At 67.5% G+C, this 20336-nt stretch carries 17 protein-coding genes and 1 riboswitch; of the genes, 3 read left to right on the forward strand and 14 right to left on the reverse strand.

Going from position 1 to position 20336, the window contains the following annotated elements:
• The first annotated feature begins 2 nt into the window (after positions 1-2).
• Positions 3-746 carry an SDR family oxidoreductase gene (locus tag J2848_RS16545; RefSeq protein ID WP_149232377.1) on the forward strand — a complete coding sequence of 248 codons (744 nt, stop codon included), beginning with the start codon at positions 3-5 and terminating at the stop codon, positions 744-746.
• Here the strand turns inward: J2848_RS16545 and J2848_RS35940 are convergent.
• Genes J2848_RS35940 through J2848_RS16580 form a run of 8 tightly spaced genes read right to left on the reverse strand, consistent with a single transcriptional unit; the run spans position 721 to position 10548 of the window.
• Entirely contained in the window at positions 721-855 is a 135-nt protein-coding gene (locus tag J2848_RS35940; RefSeq protein WP_281288589.1) for a hypothetical protein, read from the reverse strand. The genes J2848_RS16545 and J2848_RS35940 overlap by 26 nt on opposite strands.
• Before the next feature lies 1 nt (position 856).
• Positions 857-1663 (reverse strand): ATP-binding cassette domain-containing protein, encoded by an 807-nt coding sequence (locus J2848_RS16550; protein ID WP_149232376.1) that lies wholly within the window; start codon positions 1661-1663, stop codon positions 857-859.
• Positions 1660-2484, reverse strand: a complete 825-nt coding sequence (locus tag J2848_RS16555; RefSeq protein ID WP_149232375.1) for an ABC transporter permease — start codon at positions 2482-2484, stop codon at positions 1660-1662. The genes J2848_RS16550 and J2848_RS16555 overlap by 4 nt, the downstream gene beginning before the upstream one ends.
• Before the next feature lie 3 nt (positions 2485-2487).
• Positions 2488-3570 (reverse strand): putative urea ABC transporter substrate-binding protein, encoded by a 1083-nt coding sequence (locus J2848_RS16560; RefSeq protein ID WP_246193960.1) that lies wholly within the window; start codon positions 3568-3570, stop codon positions 2488-2490.
• Between the two features lie 40 nt (positions 3571-3610).
• Positions 3611-5425: an allophanate hydrolase gene (gene atzF / locus J2848_RS16565; RefSeq protein ID WP_149232373.1), complete on the reverse strand. Its 1815-nt coding sequence runs from the start codon at positions 5423-5425 to the stop codon at positions 3611-3613.
• Between the two features lie 10 nt (positions 5426-5435).
• A complete protein-coding gene (locus tag J2848_RS16570; RefSeq protein ID WP_149232372.1) occupies positions 5436-9143 on the reverse strand; it encodes a 5-oxoprolinase/urea amidolyase family protein in 3708 nt (1235 codons plus the stop codon).
• 11 nt (positions 9144-9154) lie between these two features.
• A complete protein-coding gene (locus J2848_RS16575; RefSeq protein ID WP_412505340.1) occupies positions 9155-9814 on the reverse strand; it encodes an urea amidolyase associated protein UAAP2 in 660 nt (219 codons plus the stop codon).
• Positions 9815-9825: 11 nt separating this feature from the next.
• Positions 9826-10548: an urea amidolyase associated protein UAAP1 gene (locus J2848_RS16580; protein WP_149232371.1), complete on the reverse strand. Its 723-nt coding sequence runs from the start codon at positions 10546-10548 to the stop codon at positions 9826-9828.
• A 155-nt stretch (positions 10549-10703) separates the two neighbouring features.
• A riboswitch (guanidine-I (ykkC/yxkD leader) is annotated at positions 10704-10825 on the reverse strand.
• A 221-nt stretch (positions 10826-11046) separates the two neighbouring features.
• Here J2848_RS16580 and J2848_RS16585 point away from each other — a divergent pair.
• Complete coding sequence (locus J2848_RS16585) at positions 11047-11721, forward strand: response regulator transcription factor (RefSeq protein WP_149232370.1); 675 nt, start codon at positions 11047-11049, stop codon at positions 11719-11721.
• Positions 11711-14218 carry a sensor histidine kinase gene (locus tag J2848_RS16590; protein WP_149232369.1) on the forward strand — a complete coding sequence of 836 codons (2508 nt, stop codon included), beginning with the start codon at positions 11711-11713 and terminating at the stop codon, positions 14216-14218. Before J2848_RS16585 ends, J2848_RS16590 begins: the two co-directional genes overlap by 11 nt.
• 65 nt (positions 14219-14283) lie before the next feature.
• Here the strand turns inward: J2848_RS16590 and J2848_RS16595 are convergent, their stop codons facing one another.
• The 6 genes from J2848_RS16595 to J2848_RS16620 all read right to left on the reverse strand — a co-directional run bounded on the left by J2848_RS16595 (position 14284) and on the right by J2848_RS16620 (position 20329).
• Positions 14284-15318, reverse strand: a complete 1035-nt coding sequence (locus J2848_RS16595) for an ABC transporter substrate-binding protein (protein WP_149232368.1) — start codon at positions 15316-15318, stop codon at positions 14284-14286.
• A 34-nt stretch (positions 15319-15352) separates the two neighbouring features.
• Positions 15353-16228 carry an ABC transporter permease gene (locus J2848_RS16600; RefSeq protein WP_246193959.1) on the reverse strand — a complete coding sequence of 292 codons (876 nt, stop codon included), beginning with the start codon at positions 16226-16228 and terminating at the stop codon, positions 15353-15355.
• An 8-nt stretch (positions 16229-16236) separates the two neighbouring features.
• Positions 16237-17061 carry an ABC transporter ATP-binding protein gene (locus tag J2848_RS16605; protein ID WP_149232367.1) on the reverse strand — a complete coding sequence of 275 codons (825 nt, stop codon included), beginning with the start codon at positions 17059-17061 and terminating at the stop codon, positions 16237-16239.
• A gap of 130 nt (positions 17062-17191) precedes the next feature.
• Positions 17192-17869 carry a TetR/AcrR family transcriptional regulator gene (locus tag J2848_RS16610; RefSeq protein WP_149232366.1) on the reverse strand — a complete coding sequence of 226 codons (678 nt, stop codon included), beginning with the start codon at positions 17867-17869 and terminating at the stop codon, positions 17192-17194.
• Positions 17870-17992: 123 nt separating this feature from the next.
• Complete coding sequence (locus tag J2848_RS16615) at positions 17993-19012, reverse strand: TRAP transporter substrate-binding protein (RefSeq protein WP_149232365.1); 1020 nt, start codon at positions 19010-19012, stop codon at positions 17993-17995.
• 36 nt (positions 19013-19048) lie between these two features.
• Positions 19049-20329 (reverse strand): TRAP transporter large permease subunit, encoded by a 1281-nt coding sequence (locus J2848_RS16620; protein WP_149232364.1) that lies wholly within the window; start codon positions 20327-20329, stop codon positions 19049-19051.
• Between the last annotated feature and the right edge of the window lie 7 nt (positions 20330-20336).

The raw sequence follows: 20336 nt of genomic DNA on the forward strand, positions 1-20336 counted from the left end.
CCATGACCGGAAAGCTGGCCGGCAAGATCGCCGTCATCACCGGCGCCGCCCAGGGGATCGGCCGGGCGACCGCCGAACTGTTCGCCCGCGAAGGCGCCACCGTCTTCGCCACCGACGCCAACGGCGCCAAACTGGCCGAACTGGCAGGGCAGGGGGCAGGACAGGGCATCGAAACGCGGGTGCTGAACGTGCTCGACGATCAGGCGGTCCGGTCGGTCCTGGCCGACATCGGCCGCGTCGACATCCTGTTCAACTGTGCCGGCGTCGTGCACAACGGCACGATCCTGGAACTGAAGGACGAGGAACTGGACTTCGCCCTCGACCTCAACGTCAAGGCGCTGGTCCGCACCACCCGGGCGGTGCTGCCCGGCATGCTGGAGCGCGGCGACGGCTGCATCATCAACATGTCGTCGGTGGCCTCCAGCGTGAAGGGGGTTCCCAACCGCTTCGCCTACACCACCAGCAAGGCGGCGGTCATCGGCCTGACCAAGTCGGTTGCCGCCGATTATGTGGCGAAGGGCATCCGCTGCAACGCCATCTGCCCGGGAACGGTCGAATCGCCGTCGCTCCAGGAACGGTTGTCGGCCCAGGGCGACTATCAGGCCGCCCGCGCCGCCTTCATCGCCCGCCAGCCGATCGGCCGCATCGGCCAGCCGGAGGAGATCGCCGAACTGGCCCTGCACCTCGCCACCGCCACCTACACCACCGGCCAGATCCACATCATCGACGGCGGCTGGACGATGTAGAAGGGGAGGCCGGGGCGGCGAACAGCCAGGGGTGCGCCGCCTTCGCGCGGGTCAGCAGCAGGGCATGCAGCGCCGCCCCGATCGTCTCCCCGGCCGTCTCCCCGATCATCTTAATGAGTCGCGACAAGCGTTCCAAGGCGGTCCTCCGTTTCCCGTGACCGCGCGCCCGCGGCGGCGAGCCTCTGCTGGACCGCATCCTTTTCGGTCAGCAGCAGGTCGTAGGTGATGCGCGCGCCATAGGCGCCGGGATCGGTCGGATCGACCCGCACCCGGTCGAAGGCGAGCACGCGGGTCGCCAGCGTGAAGCCCTCCTTCAGGTCGTGGGTGACCATGAAGACGGTCATCTTCCGCTCCGACCACAGGCGCAGCAGAAGCTCGTACATCTGCGCCTTGGTGCCGGCGTCGAGCGCGCCGAAGGGTTCGTCCAGCAGCAGGATCTTCGGCTTCAGGATCAGCGCCTGGGCGATGGCGAGGCGCTGCTGCATGCCGCCGGACAGCTCCGCCGGGTATTTGCGCAGATGGTCGCCGAGCCCGACCGCCGCCAGGATCCCCTTCGCCTCCTCCTCGGCCGTGCGGCGGCGGGCGCCGAACAGCTTGCCAAGGAAACGCGACCCCTCGAACTCGCGGCCGAGGATGACATTCTCCAGCACCGTCAGGTGGGGGAAGACCGAGTAGCGCTGGAACACCACGCCGCGGTCGGGTCCGGGCTCCGCCACCAGCGGCCGGCCGTCGAGGAATATGCCGCCGCGCGTCGGCCGTTCCTGGCCCAGCAGCATGCGCAGGAAGGTGGTCTTGCCGCAGCCGGACGGGCCGACCATGGCGCAGAACTCGCCGGACGGGATTTCCAGATCGACCCGCTCCAGCACCACCTGACCCGGATATTCCTTCCACAGGCCGCGAACGGACACGTGGCTCATGCGGACCCCTTTCCGGCCTTCAGCCAGGGAAAACAGCGGGCGTTGAACAGGCGCAGCAGATAGTCCGACACGAAGGCCAGCAGCGTGATCCAGGCGACATAGGGCAGGATGACATCCATCGCCAGATAGCGCCGCACCAGGAAGATGCGGTAGCCCAGCCCCTCGGTCGCGGCGATCGCCTCCGCCGAGATCAGGAACAGCCAGGCCGGGCCGAGCGACAGCCGCACCGCATCGACCAGCCGCGGCAGCATCTGCGGCAGAACCACCCGCAGCACGATCTGCCAGGTGCTGCCGCCCAGCGTCTGCGCCTTGATGATCTGCTCGGCCGGCAGTTCGGCCGTGCGCATGGCGAGGTCGCGGATCAGGAAGGGCGCCACGCCCACCACGATCAGCACCACCTTGGACAGCTCGTCCAGCCCGAAGACGATGAACAGCACCGGCAGCACCGCCATCGGCGGCACCATCGACAGGATGGCGACGAAGGGCGACAGCCCCGCCCGCACATAGGGGATCAGCCCCATGGCGATGCCGATCACCAGCGCCGCCGCCGTCGCCACCCCAAGGCCGAGGCCGAGCCGGTGCAGGCTCGCCAGCGTATCGGCCCACATCAGGTAATCGCCGGTACGCGGGTCGGGCGTGAAGGCGATCCGCGCGACCGCCGCCGCCATCGCCGACAGCGGCGGCAGCAGCTTGTCGGCCGGGTTCTCGGCCAGCCGCAGGGCGGAGGCGACGGCATAGAGCGCCGCCGCGCCCAGAAAGGGGAGGGCACCCCAGAAGACGATGCCCCCGCGCCCCGGCCGCCGGTTGATGATCCGGCGCATCGATCAGAGAGTCCCGGCGGCGGCTTGCTTCATCACCTCCGCATCGAAGCGCAGCTTCACGTTCTTGGCGTCGCCCAGCACGGTACCGCCGGGGAAGGCGATGCCGACCGCGTCGCGGCTGCGGGCACCCTCGCCCAGCAGCCCGTGGTCGAAGGAGAAGGTCCGCACCAGATCCATGGTCTTCACCAGATCGGACCCGGTGGCGAAGCCCACCGCGTCGGCCGGGGTGTAGAACATCTTGGTGGTGACCAGTTGTTGCTTGTAGCCGGCCAGATCGGTGCCCGACGCCTTCGCCATCGCCTCCAGCGCCGCCTTGCCTTCCGGCGTGTCGGGCCTGGTCATCAGCCCCATGATTTCGTACCAGGCGCCGACCAGCGCCTTGGCGAAGGCTGGGTTGTCCTTCATGGTGGCGGAGTTGACGACCATCAGGTCCATGATCTCGCCCGGCACCTTGGAGCTGTCGAACACCAGGGTGGCGCCCTGGGTCTTGGCGACCTCGCTCAGCTGCGGGTTCCAGGTGACGGTGGCGGTGACGTCGGGCGAGGAGGTGAAGGCCGACACGATGTCGGCGTCGGCGGTGTTGACCACCGTCACGTCCTTCTCGCGCAGGCCCACCGACTCCAGGCCGCGCGCCAGCAGGTAATGCGACACCGACAGCTGGACCAGATTGACCTTCTGGCCCTTGATGTCCTTCAGCGTCTTGCCCTTCTTCAGCACCACGCCGTCATTGCCGTTGGAATAGTCGCCGGTGATGACGGCGGTCGAATCGACGCCGCCCGCCGCCGGAATGGTCAGCGCGTCCATGTTGGTCATGACGCAGCCGTCGAAGGCGCCGGCGGTGTACTGGTTGATCGACTCGACATAGTCGTTGATCTGCACGATCTCGACCTTGATGCCGTACTTGTCGGCCCACTTCTTCATGATGCCGCTGTCGGCGGCATAGCCCCACGGCATCCAGCCGGCGTAGATCGACCACGCCACGCGGAAATTCTTCTTCTCCGCCGCGACGGCCGGCGACTGGGCAGCGGCTACGGTAGCAGCGAGGGCCACGCCGAACACGACGCGCTTGAGCAAGGTCCGCATCATCAAATTCCCCTTCCCGTTGAGTGTCGTTTAGCGTGTGTCGTCAGCGCGCCAGCCAGCGGCGCCAGCCGCCATGGCCGGTGATGTCCTCCGCCCCGATCAGGGCGATGGGTTCGCAGAGGAAACCCTTCACGGTCCCGCCGTCCTCCAGCGTCACCGTGCCGATCGCCATCGGCGGCGGCACCTCGGCGACGAAGCTGCCGAAGGCGGCCTCGGTCAGTTCCCAAAGCTCGACTTCGATCCCGCCGGCGCCGTCCGGATCGCGGGCCAGTCCCGGCTTGGCCGGGCTGGTACCGGCCAGCGCGTAGAGGCGGTAGCCCGGTGCCGTGCGCGCGGTGCGGACCAGACGGGCCTGCCGGCTGGTCAGCTGGTGGTTGAGCGGCTGGCCGGTCAGATGCGCGCCGACGACGGCGAGGCGCACCATGCCGGGAGCCGGCGCATCACTCTCAAGTGCCGGCCCTTCCGGCAACTGGCCGGTGGCGCCGATCGGCAGCGCCTGGGCGCGGTGGAAGCGGTCGGCCAGCGCCGCCAGCGCCCCATCGGCGAAGGCACGGCCGATCAGCGTCACGCCGAAGGGCAGGCCCTTTTTCGGGCCGTTGTCCCGGAAGCCCGCCGGCACGGCGATGGCTGACAGGTCCATCAGGTTGACGAAGTTCGTGTAGAGGCCGAGGTTGCTGTTCAGCCGCACCGGATCGGCCAGCAGTTCTTCGATGCTGTAGGTCGTGCCGGTGGTGGGCAGCAGCAGGACGTCCATCTTCGCCCATTCCGCCTCGGCCCGGCGGGTCAGTTCGGCCAGTTTATAAAAACCATCAAAGGCGTCGGCCGCGCCGATCTTGGCGGCACCAAGGATGATCCCACGCACCACCGGGTGGATGGAGTCGGGTTTGGTCTCGGCGAAGCCGCGGATGGCGGCCAGCCGCTCCGCCACCCAGGGGCCGGAATAGAGCAGCTGTGCCGCCTCGCGGAAGGGGGCGAAATCCACCTCCACCGCCGTTCCGCCCAGCGCCGTCAACCGCTCGACGGCGGACCGGAACAGGGCCGCCGCCGCCTCGTCGCCGAAGAACTCCAGCCCGTCCGCCGGCACGCCGAAGCGGAAGCCGACCGGCCAGGATGCCGGCTGCACCGCCGCTGGCGGGGCCTTGCGGGAATAGGCGTCGGCCTCGTCATAGGCACCGGCCGCCTGAAGCACGGCCAGCGCGTCGCCCGCCGTTCCGGCGAAGATCGACACCACGTCCTGGGTGCGGCAGGCGGGCAGCACGCCCGAGGTGCTGACCAGCCCCTTGGTCGGCTTTAGCCCGACGACGTTGTTGAAGGCGGCGGGCACCCGTCCCGACCCCGCCGTGTCGGTGCCGAGCGCGAAGCTGACCAGCCCCGCCCCGACGGCAACGCCGGATCCGGCACTCGACCCGCCCGACACATAGCGCTCGTCGAACACCGACGCGCAGGCGCCGTAGGGCGACCGCGTGCCGACCAGACCGGTGGCGAACTGGTCGAGGTTGGTCTTGCCGATCAGGATGGCCCCGGCCTCGATCAGACGCTGCACGACGGTGGCCGAACGGTCGGGCACGAAGGCGAAGTCGGGACAGGCGGCGGTGGTCGGCAGGCCGGCGACGTCGATGTTGTCCTTCACCGCGAAGGGGATGCCGAACAGCGGCAGCTCCGCCCCGGCAGCCTTGCGGGCGCTTGCGGCCTCCAGCTGCCGGGCGGCATCGGCCTGCGGCACGAGGTGGATCCAGACCGGGCGTTCGCCGCGCGCCGCGATGCGGGCATAGACCTCGTCCAGCACCGCCTCGGGCGTCAGGCTGCCGTCGGCATAGGCGGCGGAAAGCGCCGCGATCTCCAGATTGATCATGATCATGGGGTCTTCCTCAGGCGGCTTCGGGCAGCAGGACGGCCAGGGTCTGGCCCAACGTCACCGCCTGCCCCTCGGCGCAGCGGATCTCGGCGACCGTGCCGGCCACCGGCGCGGCGACGGCGATTTCCATCTTCATCGATTCGACGATCAGCAGCGGGTCTCCGGCCTTGACCGTGCTGCCCGGCTCCGCGGCGATCTTCCACACGCTGCCGGGCACCGGGCTTGCCACCGCCTCGCCGCCCGGCGGCAGATCGGCGTCGGTGTCCATGCCGGCGGCGTCCGGCATCTCCGCCGCATAGCCGATCTGGCCCGACGCCTCCCAGCGCGCCCGTTCCTCCTCGAACGCCGCCTGCTGGCGGGTCTTGAAGGCGGCGATGCCATCGCGGTTCTCCGCCAGGAAGCGCCGGTAGTCGGCGAGGCGGAAGCTTTCCTCCTCGATGCGCAGGCTGGCCCGGCCGAGCGGAAAGTCGGCGCGGAAGGCCATCAGCTCGTCATGGCTGACCGGGTGGAAGCGGATCTGATCGAAGTGGCGCAGCAGCCAGGGCTTGCCCGGCTCGAAGGCGTCGGTGGTCCGGTGGGTGTTCCACATCTGGCAGGTGCGGCCGACGAACTGGTAGCCGCCCGGCCCCTCCATGCCGTAGACGCACATGTAGGCGCCGCCGATGCCCACCGCGTTCTCCGGCGTCCAGGTGCGGGCCGGGTTGTATTTGGTGGTGACGAGGCGATGGCGCGGATCGACCGGCGTCGCCACCGGCGCCCCGAGATAGACGTCCCCCAGCCCGAGCACGAGATAGCTGGCGTCGAAGACGATGCGCTTCACCGCCTCGATATCGTCCAGGCCGTTGATGCGGCGGATGAACTCGATGTTGCTCGGGCACCAGGGGGCGTCGGCGCGCACCGACTGCATGTATTTGGATATCGCGAGACGGGTCGCCTCGTCGTCCCAGGACAGCGGCAGGTGGATGATGCGCGTCGGCACTTCCAGGTCGTCGATGGCCGCAAGCTCGTCCTCGGCGCCGACCAGCCGGTCGAGCAGGGCGCCGAGCGGCAGGCGGCGGCTGTCGTAATGGATCTGGAGCGAGCGGATGCCCGGCGTCAGGTCGAGGATACCCGGCAGCGCCTGCGCCCGCAGCCAGCTTTGCAGGGCATGAACGCGGAAACGCAGGTCGAGATCCAGCACCAGCGGGCCGTATTCGATCAGCAGATACCTGTCGCCGGCCCGGCGGTAGACCACGGCCGGACGGCTGGCGGTCGCGGGAATGTGGTGGAGGATGGGGGAGTCGCCCGTGCTCTCCACCCCGTGATGATCCCCTCTCCCCCCCGGGGAGAGGGTTAGGGTGAGGGGGACGCGTGGCGAGGATTGGCGAGAATGGAAAGCGACTGCATGTCGAGCTGATCCACCCAGCGAATCCCCCTCACCCCGACCCTCTCCCCGGGGGGGAGAGGGGGAGAGCGCCTCCTCCAGCGCCGCCGCTTCCTCCGCCGTCAACCGCTTGAAGCGCAGCTTGTCCCCCGGCCGCAACTGGCCGATCTTCCACAGCTCCGCATGGACAATGGTCGCCGGGCAGACGAAGCCGCCCAGGCTGGGACCGTCCGGCCCGAGGATCACCGGCATGTCGCCGGTGAAGTCGATGGCGCCGATGGCGTAGGCGTTGTCGTGGATGTTGGAGGGGTGCAGCCCGGCTTCGCCGCCGTCCTTGCGCGCCCAGGCGGGTTTCGGGCCGATCAGGCGGACGCCGGTGCGGCTGGAGTTGTAATGCACCTCCCAGTCGGCGGCGAAGAAGGCGGCGATGTCCGCGTCGGTGAAGAAATCCGGCGCACCGTGCGGGCCATAGAGGACGCCGATTTCCCATTCACGGCCGTAAGCAGGCCGGTCGTTCCCAGCGACCGCCTCCACAGTCCCTGCCGCCGCGTCGCCGAGATGCAGGATGTCGCCCGGCAGCAGAGCCCGTCCGCCATGCCCGCCGAACTTGCCGAGCGTGAAGGTGGACTTGCTGCCAAGATAGTCCGGCACGTCCAGCCCGCCCTGCACCAGCAGATAGGCGCGGCAGCCGGCGCCGCTGACCGTGCCGATGCGCAGGCTGGCGCCCGCCGGCACGCTGACCGGCTGCCAGAACGGTACCGGCGCGCCGTCGAGGTCGGCCGGCATCGCCGCACCGGTCAGGCAGACGACCGCTTCGGTGTTGAAGCGCAGCGTCGGGCCGGACACGGTGATCTCCAGCCCCGCCGCCCCGTCCGGGTTGCCGAGCGCACGGTTGCCCAAACGGAAGGCCAACGGGTCCATCGGGCCGGAGGGCGGCACGCCGACCTCCCAATAGCCGACGCGGCCGGGATGGTCCTGCACGGTGGTCAGCGTGCCGGGGGTGACGACCTCCAGCGTGCGCGCCGTATAGGCGACCGTTTCCAGATAGCGGGTGGTGATGCCGCCGGCCGCGAAGACCGGATCGGCGGCGATCTGGCGCAGATAGGCGAGGTTGGTCTCGATCCCCGACAGGCGGCAGCGGGCCAGCGCGTCGCGGAGTTTCGCCAGGGCGTCGGCGCGGTCCTTGCCGCGCACGATGATCTTGGCGACCAGCGGATCGTAGAAGGGCGTGACTTCGCTGCCCTGTTCCACCCAGGTCTCGACGCGGGCGTCCGCCGGGAAAACCGCTTCGGTCAGCAGGCCGGAGCAGGGGCGGAAGTTGCGGCCGGGATCCTCGGCATAGACGCGCACCTGGATCGAGGCGCCCCGCGCAACATTGCGATGATCCTCCAGCGGCAGAGCCTCGCCGGCCGCCTGCCGGATCATCCATTCGACGAGGTCGATGCCGGTGACTTCCTCGGTCACGCCATGCTCGACCTGAAGGCGGGTGTTGACCTCCAGGAAATAGGCCTCGCCGGCCGCGTCGTCATAGACGAACTCGACCGTGCCGGCCGACTGGTAGCCGACGGCGCGGCCCAGCCGCTCCGCCGCATCGAACAGTTTGCGGCGCAGTTCGTCGGAGAGGCCGGGGGCCGGCGTCTCCTCGATGACCTTCTGGTTGCGCCGCTGGGCGGAGCAGTCGCGTTCGCCCAGCGCCACCACGGTGCCGCGGCCGTCGCCGAAGATCTGCACCTCGATGTGGCGGGCGCGCTCGATGAACTTCTCCAGGAAGACGCCGCCGTCCTTGAAGTTGTTGCGCGACAGCCGGCTGACCGCCTCGAACATCGGCTGCAGCATTTCCGGCTCGCGGCACAGCTGCATGCCGATGCCGCCGCCGCCGGCCGTGCTCTTGATCATCACCGGATAGCCGATGCGTGCCGCCTCCGCCTTGGCATGGGCGGTGTCGGCCAGCAGGCCGCTGCCGGGGGAGAGCGGCACGCCGCTGCGCTCCGCCAGATCGCGGGCGGTGTGCTTCAGCCCGAAGGCGCGCATCTGCTCCGGCGTCGGGCCGATGAAGGTGATGCCGGCGGCGGCGCAGGCCTCGGCGAAGCCGGGATTCTCCGACAGGAAGCCGTAGCCGGGATGGATCGCCTGGGCGCCGGTCTCCTTCGCCGCCGCCAGGATGCGCTCGGCGTTCAGATAACTCTCCGACACTGCGGCGGGGCCGATGCAGACGGCCTCCCCCGCCAGCGCCACATGCAGGGACTGGGCGTCGGCTTCCGAATACACGGCGACCGAGGCGATGCCCATGCGGTCGAGCGTGCGGATGACGCGGCAGGCGATCTCGCCGCGGTTGGCGATCAGGACCTTGGTGAACATGTGCGGTCCCCTCACGCCCGATCCCAAACCAGCACCTCGATGGGTGTCGGGTTGTAGTCGTTGCAGGGGTTGTTGAGCTGCGGGCAGTTGGAGATCAGGACGATCACGTCCATCTCCGCCCGCATCTCCACATATTTGCCGGGACCGCTGACGCCGTCGGCGAAGGTCAGGCCACCGTCAGGGGTGACCGGGACGTTCATGAAGAAATTGATGTTGTGGGTGATGTCGCGCTTGGTCAGGCCGAACTGCTCATTCTCCGCCACCGCCAGCATCCAGCTGTCGCGGCAGGCGTGCATGCATTTCTTCTCAAGCGCATAGCGGACAGTGTTGCTTTCGGTGGCACAGGCCCCGCCCAGCGTGTCGTGCCGGCCGACGGTGTCGGCGACGATCTCCAGCATCGGATTGCCCTGGGTGGAGATCAGCTTGGTTCCCACCGACAGGTAGACGTTGCGCTGTTCGCGGATGGTGTCGACGGCGCTGTAGCGCTCGGCCGGGTCGGCGGCGCTGTAGAACAGGGTGTCGGCGGCCTGGTTGCCCTCCAGATCGACGATGCGGAAAATCTGGCCCTTGCGGACCACCTCCATCCAGTAATCGCCGGCCGGAACGATCTTGCGGTAGACGGCGGCCTCGGGGCTCAGGGTGCTTTCCTTGGTCATAGCGGCTTTGGTCATTTTCGCGCCCCTCAGCCGCACAGGTGATAGAGGTGGTTGTTGGCGAAGCCGCGCCCATTCTCCGGCCGCGCGTTCTTGCAGGTGTCGTCCTCGGCGACCGGCTCGGCCTTGCGGAACTGGTAGAGGATGGGCTTGCGCGGATACTCCGCGGCGGGGTTCAGCGGGTGCGGGCAGGTGTGCAGCAGGACCAGCGTGTCCATCTCGAAGCGCAGGTCGACATGGGCGCCGGCCTTGGCGGCGGACGGGTCGAAGACCAGCGTGCCGTCCTCCTCGGTGCGCACCTTGCTGAACCAGTTGACGTTGGCGGCGAGGTCGCGGCGGCCCAGGCCGTATTTGGCGGCCTCCACCAGGAAGCTGTCGTGGCCGTTCAGCGTCCAGTCGTTGCGATGGGTCTGGTAGTCCTTGTGACCCCAGCGCTCCACCACCAGCGCCTTGGTGGAATTGCCGCACACCGTGTCGTGCCAGCCGGCCGTGTCCTCGACGATCGAGCAGAAGATGCGGCCCATGTCGGAATAGAGGCAGTGGCCGGCGGTCAGCTTGAAGGTGTGCTGGCACTTCAGCGTGTCGGGGGCGTTGTAGCGCTCCAGCGGGTTCTGCGGGTTGTAGAACAGCATGCCGACATTGGCGCCGCCCTCGCGGTCGATCAGGCGCAGGACCGTGCCGCGCCGGACCGTGAAGGACCAATGCTTCCCGCCGGGGATTTCGTCTTCATAGAGAACATCCTGCCTGTCCACGGACTTGCCTCCTTCCCGTGCCGGGCCGTCCCGGCAAAGGCTCCCGGCGCGATCCCGTCGGGATCACGGGCCGGGTCGTCCCGGCCGGAGCATCGTGAAGGGAGGAGTGCAGGCGTTGGGAAGTCCCACCGGGGCTGCACGCCTCCGTGTTCGGAACCTCCCGGGCTTTTATCCCGCCGTGTGCCCGTCCGCTGTTCACCGGACGGGTCGCCGCTCTCGGACCAGCCACCGGATCGCATCGCTGTGCGGACCGGCCGGAACCCTAGCGGCTTTACGCCCGATACTTCGCAGGATCCGTGCCAACTCCCGGAGCCTGGAATTCGGCGGAGTCCCGCGCCAGACAGTGGCGATGCATGATGCAATTGCCCAAACTTCAATCAGGAAAGGCGAAATCTTGTGCACCGGCCTGCACTCTTCATCGCCAGCGCGGCCAAGAAAGCGCGATGGCGCGGACCGCATGCGTTGTATGATCGCGGCCCAGCCGATGAGGGAATGCCGATGCGGATCTTGGTGATCGAGGATGCCGAGGATCTGGCCGATGCCGTCATAGACAGCCTGCGCGGCCTTGGACATGCCGTCGATTGGGCGGCGGACGGCCATCAGGCCGACGAGCTTCTGCGCACGGAGACCTACCAGCTCATCATCCTCGACGTCATGCTGCCGGGACCGGACGGCCAGACCCTGCTGCGCCAGTTGCGCCGCCGGGGAGACCAGACGCCGGTGCTGGTCACCACGGCGCGGTCGCAGATCGACACCAAGATCCATCTGCTCGACCTCGGCGCCGACGACTATATCGTGAAGCCGTTCGATCTGCGGGAGCTGGAGGCGCGCTGCCGGGCCCTGCTGCGCCGCTCCCATGGCATGGCCTCGTCCGAAGCCGTCTTCGGGAATCTGGCATTCGATGCGGCGGGGCGGACGGCGGCGATCGATGGCCGGCCGCTCGACCTCAGCGCGCGGGAGTTCCGGCTGCTGGAGCTGTTCCTGGGCAATCTGGGGCGCGTGCTGACCAGGACCGCGCTCATCGAACAGCTCTTCGATCTGGAACAGGCGGTGACGCCGAACGCGGTGGAGATGTCGGTCTCCCGCCTGCGGCGCAAGCTGGAAGGCGCCTCGGTGGTCATCCGCACGGTGCATGGCGTTGGCTATGTGGGTGAAAAGCAAAATGCCGACTGAAGGTCGGGCCGCCGCGGGGGGCTCGCTGCGCCGGCGCCTGCTGAGCCGGATGTTCGTGGTTCTCGGCGTCGTCACCCTCATCCTGTTCCTGTTCGTCCGCTCTTACGCGCGCGACGCGGCGGACAGCGCCTATGACCAGCTTCTGTCGGCCTCCGCCCTGTCGATCGCCGACGCCGTGCGGGTGGAGAACGGCGCCATCACGGTGGATCTGCCCTATTCGTCGCTCAGCGTGCTGGGGACGGCCCGGCACGATCGCGTCTTCTACAAAGTCATGGCGCCCGGCGGCCTGCTCGTCACCGGCTATGAGGATCTGCCCGGCGCCACGGTGCATGACGACACGCCGGTGTTCCTGAACGCCCTCTACAGCGATGCCCCGGTGCGGATCGCCGTGACGGGGCGTTTCATCAGCGGCGTGGCGCGGTCCGGATGGGTGACGGTGGTGGTCGCCCAGACCCGCGAGGCCCGCGACCTGCTGGCATCCCGTCTGGTCGCCAACTCCTTCGCACCCATCGCCTTCGCGGTGGTGGTCGGCGCCGTCCTGCTGTGGTTCGGCGTCCGTCAGGCCTTGGCGCCCTTGGGCTTTCTCGAAGCCCTGATCCGGGCGCGGCAGCCGCAGGACTTCACCCCGATCGACACCCCGGTGCCGACCGAGGTCGGGCAATTGCTGGCCGCCATCAACCAGCTGGTGGTCCGCTTCAAGGCCAGCCTGGACTCCACCCAGTCCTTCCTGGCCGATGCGGCCCATCAGATCCGCACCCCCCTGGCGGCGCTGCGCTCGCAGGCCGAACTGGCGCGCCGCGAGGCCGATGTCGAACGCCTGCGCAACCGCGTCGAGCGCATCCACCGCAACGCCGTCGAGGCGAGCGAACTGACCACGCAGCTGCTGAACCACGCGACCGTCGTCCATCGGGCGGAATCGGTCCAGCCGCAGGTGGTGGACCTCGACGCGCTGCTCCGGCAGATCGTCCAGCAGATGGCCGGCCGGCCCGATGCACCACCCATCACCCTGACCCGCGAGCCGGCCGAGGGCGACGCGCTGCTGCATGGCGACCCGGTGACCCTGCGCGAAGCTCTGTCCAACCTGCTGGACAACGCGGTCAAATATGGCGGCGCCAACCCCATCGACGTGCAGGTCCGTCCGGGAACCGGCGATTACGGCCCGCTGGTGGAGATCGCCGACCGCGGCCCCGGCATCCCGGACGGGGAGAAGTCCAAGGTGTTCGAACGCTTCAGCCGCGGGCGGCTGTCCAAGGGGATCGCCGGCAGCGGTCTCGGCCTCTCCATCGCCGCGGCGGTGGCGGAGGCCCATCATGCGGCCCTCTCCCTGCTCGACCGTCCCGGCGGCGGCCTGATTGTCCGCCTGGAATTCCCGCCTCCCGACCGCCCCGCGGAGACAAACGCCGAGGCCGATCCGGGCGGGAAGCGGATATTCGGCCTGATTCTGCTCCTGATGCTGCCGGCCCTTCCACTGATCCTTTCCAGGCCGGCCCTGGCCCTGGAGCCGGTCCTCTATCCGGCGCCGGCGGGTGGGACGGAGCGGCTGCGCATCGACGCCGCCACCGACCGGCCGGCGATCGAGCCGCTGATCCGGGATTTCCAGCAGGCGAACCCGACGGTCACCGTCGAGTACCGGGAGATGAACACCGGGGAGCTGTATGAGTCGGTCGTCAAGCGGGCGACCGGCGACGTGCCGGATCTGGTCATCAGCTCCGCCTCCGGCTTGCAGGTCAAGCTGGTCAATGACGGGCACGCGCGCCGTTACAGCTCCCCGGCGACGGAAGCGCTTCCCGACTGGGCGCGCTGGCGCAGCGCCGCCTTCGGCTTCACCCAGGAACCGGCGGCCATCGTCTTCAACCGCGATCTCGTCCCGGCGGACGAGGTTCCGCGTTCCCGCGAAGACCTGATCCATCTGCTGCGCGACCGGAGGGAGCGCTACCGCGGCCGGGTGGTGACCTACAATGTCGAGGACAGCGGCATCGGCTATCTGTTCGCGACGCAGGACTCCGTCCTGACCAGCCAGTTCTGGCAGCTCGCCGACGCGCTCGGCGAGAATCAGGCCAAGCAGATGTGCTGCACCTCCGACATGGTGGACTCCATCGAGCGCGGCGAGAGCCTGATCGGCTACAATCTGCTGGGATCCTACGCACGGGAACGGCAGATCCACGGTGCTCCTATCGGCATCGTCCTGCCGTCCGACTACACGCTGGTCATGACGCGCGTCGCCCTGATCCCCCAGCGGGCGAGCGCCCCGGATCTGGCCGGACGCTTCATCGATTACCTGCTGTCGGAACGCGGGCAGGCGGTGGTCGCCGCCAACACGGCCTTCTACTCCATCCAGCCGACGGTCGGCGGCCCGATGTCGGCGACCCATTTGCAGGAGGAGATGCGCGGCCCGACGCAACGGATCGGCCTAGGCCCCGCCCTGCTGGTCTTCATGGACCATCTGAAGCGCGCCCGTTTCCTCCAGCAGTGGAAGGCCTTCATGCATCAGCCGTGACGGCAAAAAAGAGGCCCGGGGATGACCCGGGCCAGTTCGTGCCGAAGCGGGAGGGGGGTGAGCGTTCAGCTTCCGGGCAGGGAATGGACGTTGGCGATGAACAGATCCTGCCACGTCGCCGGCTTGTTCTTGATCGTGCCGACCCGGCCCATGAAGTTGGCGAACTGCATGACGCCGTTGGGCGTGGTCGAGAATTTGGTGTCCGGATCCTTGATCATCCGCTCGACCTCCTCGGCCGACAGCTTGGCCTTGGCGGACTGGACATAGATGGTGGCGGCGCGGGCCGGCTCGTCGGCGATCAGCTTGTCGGCCTCCTCCAGCGCCGCGAGGAAGGCGGCGGTCAGCTTCGGGTTGGCGTCGATGAAGCGCTTGGGCGCGTAAACCAGATCGAGAGAGATGTTGCCCAGCACGTCCACCGAATTCATCACCCGATGCACCTGGGGGTTCTCCAGCTCCATGAAGGAATAGGGCGGGGAGCCGAGATGGCTGTTCACCTCGGTCTTGCCGGAAACGAGCGACGTGTAGGCTTCCGGATGCGGCAGACCGACCGTCATCGGATCGAGCTTGGCATAATTGTCGTCGCCGAACTCCTTGGCGACGGCCATTTGCAGAACGACGGCGGACAGCGAGGTCTTGATGCCGGGCAGGGCGATCTTGTCCTTCGCGGTGAAGTCCTTCAGCGACTTGATGTTGGGGTTGTTGGTGTTCAGGTACAGCGACGTGGCGCTGAGCCCGGCCAGGCCCGAGACCTCAAGCTTCGCATTCCCCTTCACCTTCGACCACAGCGTCAGGAAGCCGGGGATACCGATGGCGGCGATGTCGAGGTTGCCGGAGATCATGGCGTCGTTGATGACGTTGCCGCCGTCCAGCTCCAGCCAGCCGACCTTGACGTCGCCGAGCCCGGCCGCCTTGGCCTGCTTCTCCAGGAGCTTCTCGTGCTCCATGACGATCATCGGCAGATAGAGGATGCCGTAGCCCTTGGAGATGTGAACTTCCGGGGCTTCGGCGCGAACGGTGCCGGTCGCCAGCACCCCGGAAGCAAGTGCGATCAGTGCCGTTGCCAGAACGCCGGCCCGGCGCAGGGTCGCGAATGCGGTCATGATGGGTCCTCCCAGGTCGATTTTTATCGAAGGATCAGTGCTGCATGCCCCAGCGGCGGATGGTGCGCCGTTCGATGGTGGCGAAGACGCCGTTCTCGACGACGAGGCCGATCAGGATCACGGTGAACAGGCCGGCGAAGACGTTGGCCGTCTCCAGCTGGTTGCGGTTCTCGAAGATGTACCAGCCGAGCCCGCCGGAGCCGGAGCTGACGCCGAACACCAGTTCCGCCGCGATCAGCGTGCGCCAGGCGAAGGCCCAGCCCACCTTCAGGCCGGTCAGGATCGACGGGAAAGCGGCGGGGATCAGGATGTGGCGGACCAGACCCAGGCCGCTCAGCCCGTAATTCCGGCCGACCATGCGCAGCGTGTTGGAGACGGAACGGAAACCGGCATGGGTGTTGAGCGCGATCGCCCACAGCACCGAATGGACCAGCACGAAGATCACGCTGCCCGACCCGAGCCCGAACCAGATCAGCGCCAGCGGCAGCAGCGCGATCGCCGGCAGCGGGTTCAGCATGGAGGTCATCGTCTCCAGGAGATCGGTGCCGATCTGCGAGCCGATGGCGACGGTGGTCAGCAGGGCCGCCAGCAGGATGCCCATGGCATAGCCGATCACCAGCGTCTGCAGCGAGACCAGCGTGCGCGCCGGGATGATGCCGTTGCCAAGGTCGGTGGTGAAGGCCTGCAACATCGCCGAGAAGGGCGGGAACAGCAGCGGGTTGTCGAGCCAGCGGCCATAGACCTCCCAGATCAGGGCGAGCACCAGCAGGATCAGCGCCTTGCGCAGCAGCGGGACGCGGTACAGCCGCTCCCACGCGCTCAAGGGTTTCTCGACATCGGCGATGACGGTCGAGCGGGACACGTCCCGAATGATCTCCGGGCGTTCGACGAGGATGGATTGCATGGTCATGGCGGGCCTCAATGGACGAACAGCATGTCGTTGATGCGGGCTTCCAGTTCCGCCTGGGCGGCAGTACCGAGCTGCTCGGGCGGGATGCTGTTCAGTTCGGCCTTCACCTGACCCGGATGCGGCGACAGCAGCAGGATGCGGGTGCCGACGCGGATCGCCTCCTCGATAGAGTGGGTCACGAACAGCACGGTGAATTTGGTGTCGTCCCACAGGCGCAGCAGTTCGTCCTGCATGCGGCGGCGGGTCAGGGCGTCGAGCGCGGCATAGGGCTCGTCCATCAGCAGGACGTCCGGCTCCATCGCCATGCCGCGGGCGATGGCGACACGCTGCTTCATGCCGCCGGACAGCGTGTGCGGGAAGCTGTGCGCGAACTTCGCCAAGCCGACCTTGTTGATGTAATGGTCGGTGCGCTCCGCCGCCTCGGCCCCCTTGGCGCGGCCGCTGGTGGTCAGCGCGAACAGCACGTTCTCGCGCACGCTCTTCCAGGGCAGCAGCTGGTCGAATTCCTGGAACACCATCATGCGGTCGGGACCGGGCCGGGTCACTTCGTGCCCGTTCAGGCGGATGGCGCCCTCCACCGGCTCCAGATAGCCGCCGATCGCCTTCAGCAAGGTGGATTTCCCGCAACCCGACGGGCCGAGCAGGACGTAACGGTCGGATTTGAAAACCTGGAAGTCGACCCGGTAGGTGGCCGTCACCAGATGATCCGTCGTCTTGTACTGCAAGGTGACGCCGGATACTTCCAGCAAGGGGCTGGCCGGGACCACAGCCGCCACCGGATCGACGGGCGCGCCCGCGATGGTGGAACGGACGGTCGGCGACGTCCTGTTCATCGTTTCCTCCCACATTTGTCAGGTTGCTCAGGCCGCCGATTGCGGGGCTTGCTGACAATATGCGGGGAAAGTCTGACAGGGTCCTGACGGCCGCCCCGGCGTCGGGACGATCGCTAAAGGATTTTTGGCCTCAGCCGCCTGCCGATTCGGTCTTCAGCAGGCTGACGATGGCGTCGGCGATCATCCGCTTGTGGCGGGTGCGGGTGTCGTCGGCAGCGAGGTTCTGGTGGAAGATGAGATTGAAGGTGTGGCGGTTCGACACCCGGAAGAAGCAGAAGGCACTGATCATCATATGGAGGTCGATCGGCTGGATGTCGGCCTTGAACACGCCCGCATCCCGGCCGCGCTCCAGGATGCGGGCCAGCGTGTCGATCACCGTGATGTTCAGGTTGGCGATCGCCTTGGACTTCTTCATGTGTTCGGCACGGTGGATGTTCTCGATGCTCACCAGCCGGATGAAGTCCTCGTGCTGTTCCTGATAGTCGAAGGTGAAGTCGATCAGGGCGCGGATCGCCGCCTCAGGCTCCAGATCCTGGAGGTTCAGGCGGTTCTCGATGGCGCGGATGTCGCCATAGACCTTCTCCAGCACGGCAAGATACAGCTCCTCCTTGCCGCCGAAGTAATAGTAGATCATGCGCTTGGTGGTGCGGGTGCGCGCGGCGATGGCGTCGACCCGGCCGCCGCTGAAGCCCAGCGAGGAGAACTCCTCCGTCGCCACCTCGAGGATGTCCTGGCGGGTGCCTTCCGGATCATTCTTGCGGCTTGGCTTAATTTTGCGGGTAGTACCGGTCGCGTCGTCCGCCGTCATGCCCTGTCCCATGGTCTCGCGGCGCGGAGAGCGCCTTCAACGGAGGTAATGGACGAACGGAATCAAAACCTCAATGCCGGAGTGGTGGAGTGCGCGAACGCACTCCACCACAGGGCTTCACTGTCAGTTCGAGGCGCGCTTCTTTTCGATAGCCGCATAGGCCTGGGTGACCAGCGCATCGCCGATCTCGGCCTTGTACTTGTCGACCACCGGCTTGACCTTCTCACGGATTTTGGCGAGTTCGTCGGCCGGCAGCTCGTCGATGGTCATGCCCTTCGCTTTCAGCGACGCCAGCGCATCGGCTTCCTGCTCGCGCGACAGCTTGCGCTGGAAGACGGTGGCTTCGGCAGCGGCACTCTGGAACAGGACCTTTTCGTCGGAGTTCAGCGTGTCCCAGAACTTCTTGGAGATGATCAGCGACTGCGGATTGTAGATGTGCCGCGTGATCGTCATGTATTTCTGGACTTCGTTGAACTTGGTCAGCTCGATGGTCTTGGCCGGGTTCTCCTGCCCGTCGACGGTGCCGGTCTCCAGCGCGCTGTAGAGTTCTGGGAAGGCCAGCGGCACCGGGTTGGCGCCCAGCGCCTTGAAGATGTCGATGTAGATCGGCGTCTGGATGACGCGGATCTTCAGGCCGGCGATGTCGGCGGCGGTCTTCACCGGCCGGCGGTTGTTGGTCAGGTTGCGGAAGCCCAGGTCCCAGAAGCCGAGGCCGACCAGACCCTTCTCCGGCAGCTTGGCCATCAGCTGCTCGCCCACCGGGCCGTCCAGCAGGGCGTCGGCCTCGGTCGCGCTGTTGAACAGGAAGGGCAGGTCGACCAGCGCGAATTCCTTGGCCTGGGAAACCAGGATGCCGGCGTTCATCACCGACATCTCGATGATGCCGCCCTGCATCGCCGACACGGTCTGCACGTCGCCGCCCAGCGTGCCACCGGGGAACAGCTTCACCTTGATCTTGCCGCCGCTCTTCGCCTCGACGATGTCGGCGAATTTCTGGGCGCCCTGGCCCTGCGGGTGCTCCTTGACGTTCTGGAAGGCGAACTTGACAGAACGGTCCTTGTATTCGGCGGCGGTGGCGGCACCGGCGAACAGCAGGCCAGGCAGCAGCAGGCCGGCGAGCAGGGACTTCATGCGCGTCTTCATAATGTTTCCTCCGGGTTCTTTCTTGAGATGACGGGGTCAGTGGCTGAGCCAGGCGGCCGGCACCATGACGAGGGATGGGAACAGGGTCAGCAGGAACAGGACGACCAGCTGCACCAGCATGAAGGGCCAGACGCCGCGGATGACGCCTTCCATGCTGACCTTCGATACGCCGCAGACGACGTTCAGCACGGTGCCGACCGGCGGGGTGATCAGGCCGATGGCGTTGTTGATGATGAACAGCACGCCGAAATAGACGGGGTCGATGCCGGCCTGCTTGCACACCGGGACCAGGATCGGCGTCAGGATCAGGATGGTCGGCGTCATGTCCATCGCGGTGCCGATCGCCACCACCAGCGCCATCATCGCCAGCAGCAGCAGGGTCTGGTTGCCCATCAGCGGTTCCAGCAGATCGGTCACCATGCCCGGCAGGTTGGCGACGGTGATCAGCCAGGACGACACCAGCGCCGCGGCGACCAGGAACATGACGACGCTGGTCGTCTTCGCAGCCCCCAGCAGGGCCGGGTAGATGTCGGCGACCGACATCTCGCGATAGACGCAGACGGCGACGAACAGCGAATAGACGGCGGCCACCACGGCGGCCTCGGTGGGGGTGAAGACACCGAACTTCAGCCCGACGATGATGATCACCGGCAGCATCAGTGCCCACACGCCCTCGCGCAGGATCGCCAGCACCTCGCGCAGGGGCCGGCGCGGCGGCGGGGCGAGGTTCTCCTTGCGCGACACGTACCACCAGGCGCCGCACAGGCCGACGGCCAGCAGGATGCCGGGGAAGATGCCGGCCAGGAACAGCTTGGTGACCGAGACGTTGCCGGCGACGCCGTAGATGACGAAGCCGATCGACGGCGGGATGATCGGCGCGATGATGGCGCTGGCGGAGACCAGGCCGGCCGACCGGTTCCGGTCATGGCCGGCCGCTACCATCATCGGCACCAGCAGGGTGGCGAGTGCCGCCGCATCGGCCACGGCGGAGCCGGACAGGCTGGCCATCACCGTCGCCGCCAGGATGGTGACGTAGCCGAGCCCGCCGCGGATATGGCCGACCATCGCCATGGCGAGGTTGACGATGCGCTTGGCAAGGCCGCCGGTGTTCATGATCTCGCCGGCCAGCATGAAGAAGGGCACGGCCATCAGGGGAAAGCTGTCGGCGCCGTTGATCAGGTTCTGCGCCACGATCTGCGCGTCGAACAGGTCGAGCTGGATCATCAGCGCCACGCCGCACAGCAGCAGGGCATAGGCGATGGGCATGCCGATGGCCATGGCGCCCAGCAGGGAGCCGAGGAAGATGGTGATGGTCATGGTCCGG

Origin of the sequence: Azospirillum lipoferum (assembly GCF_024170005.1) — a bacterium.
GTDB classification, from domain to species: Bacteria; Pseudomonadota; Alphaproteobacteria; order Azospirillales; family Azospirillaceae; genus Azospirillum; species Azospirillum lipoferum.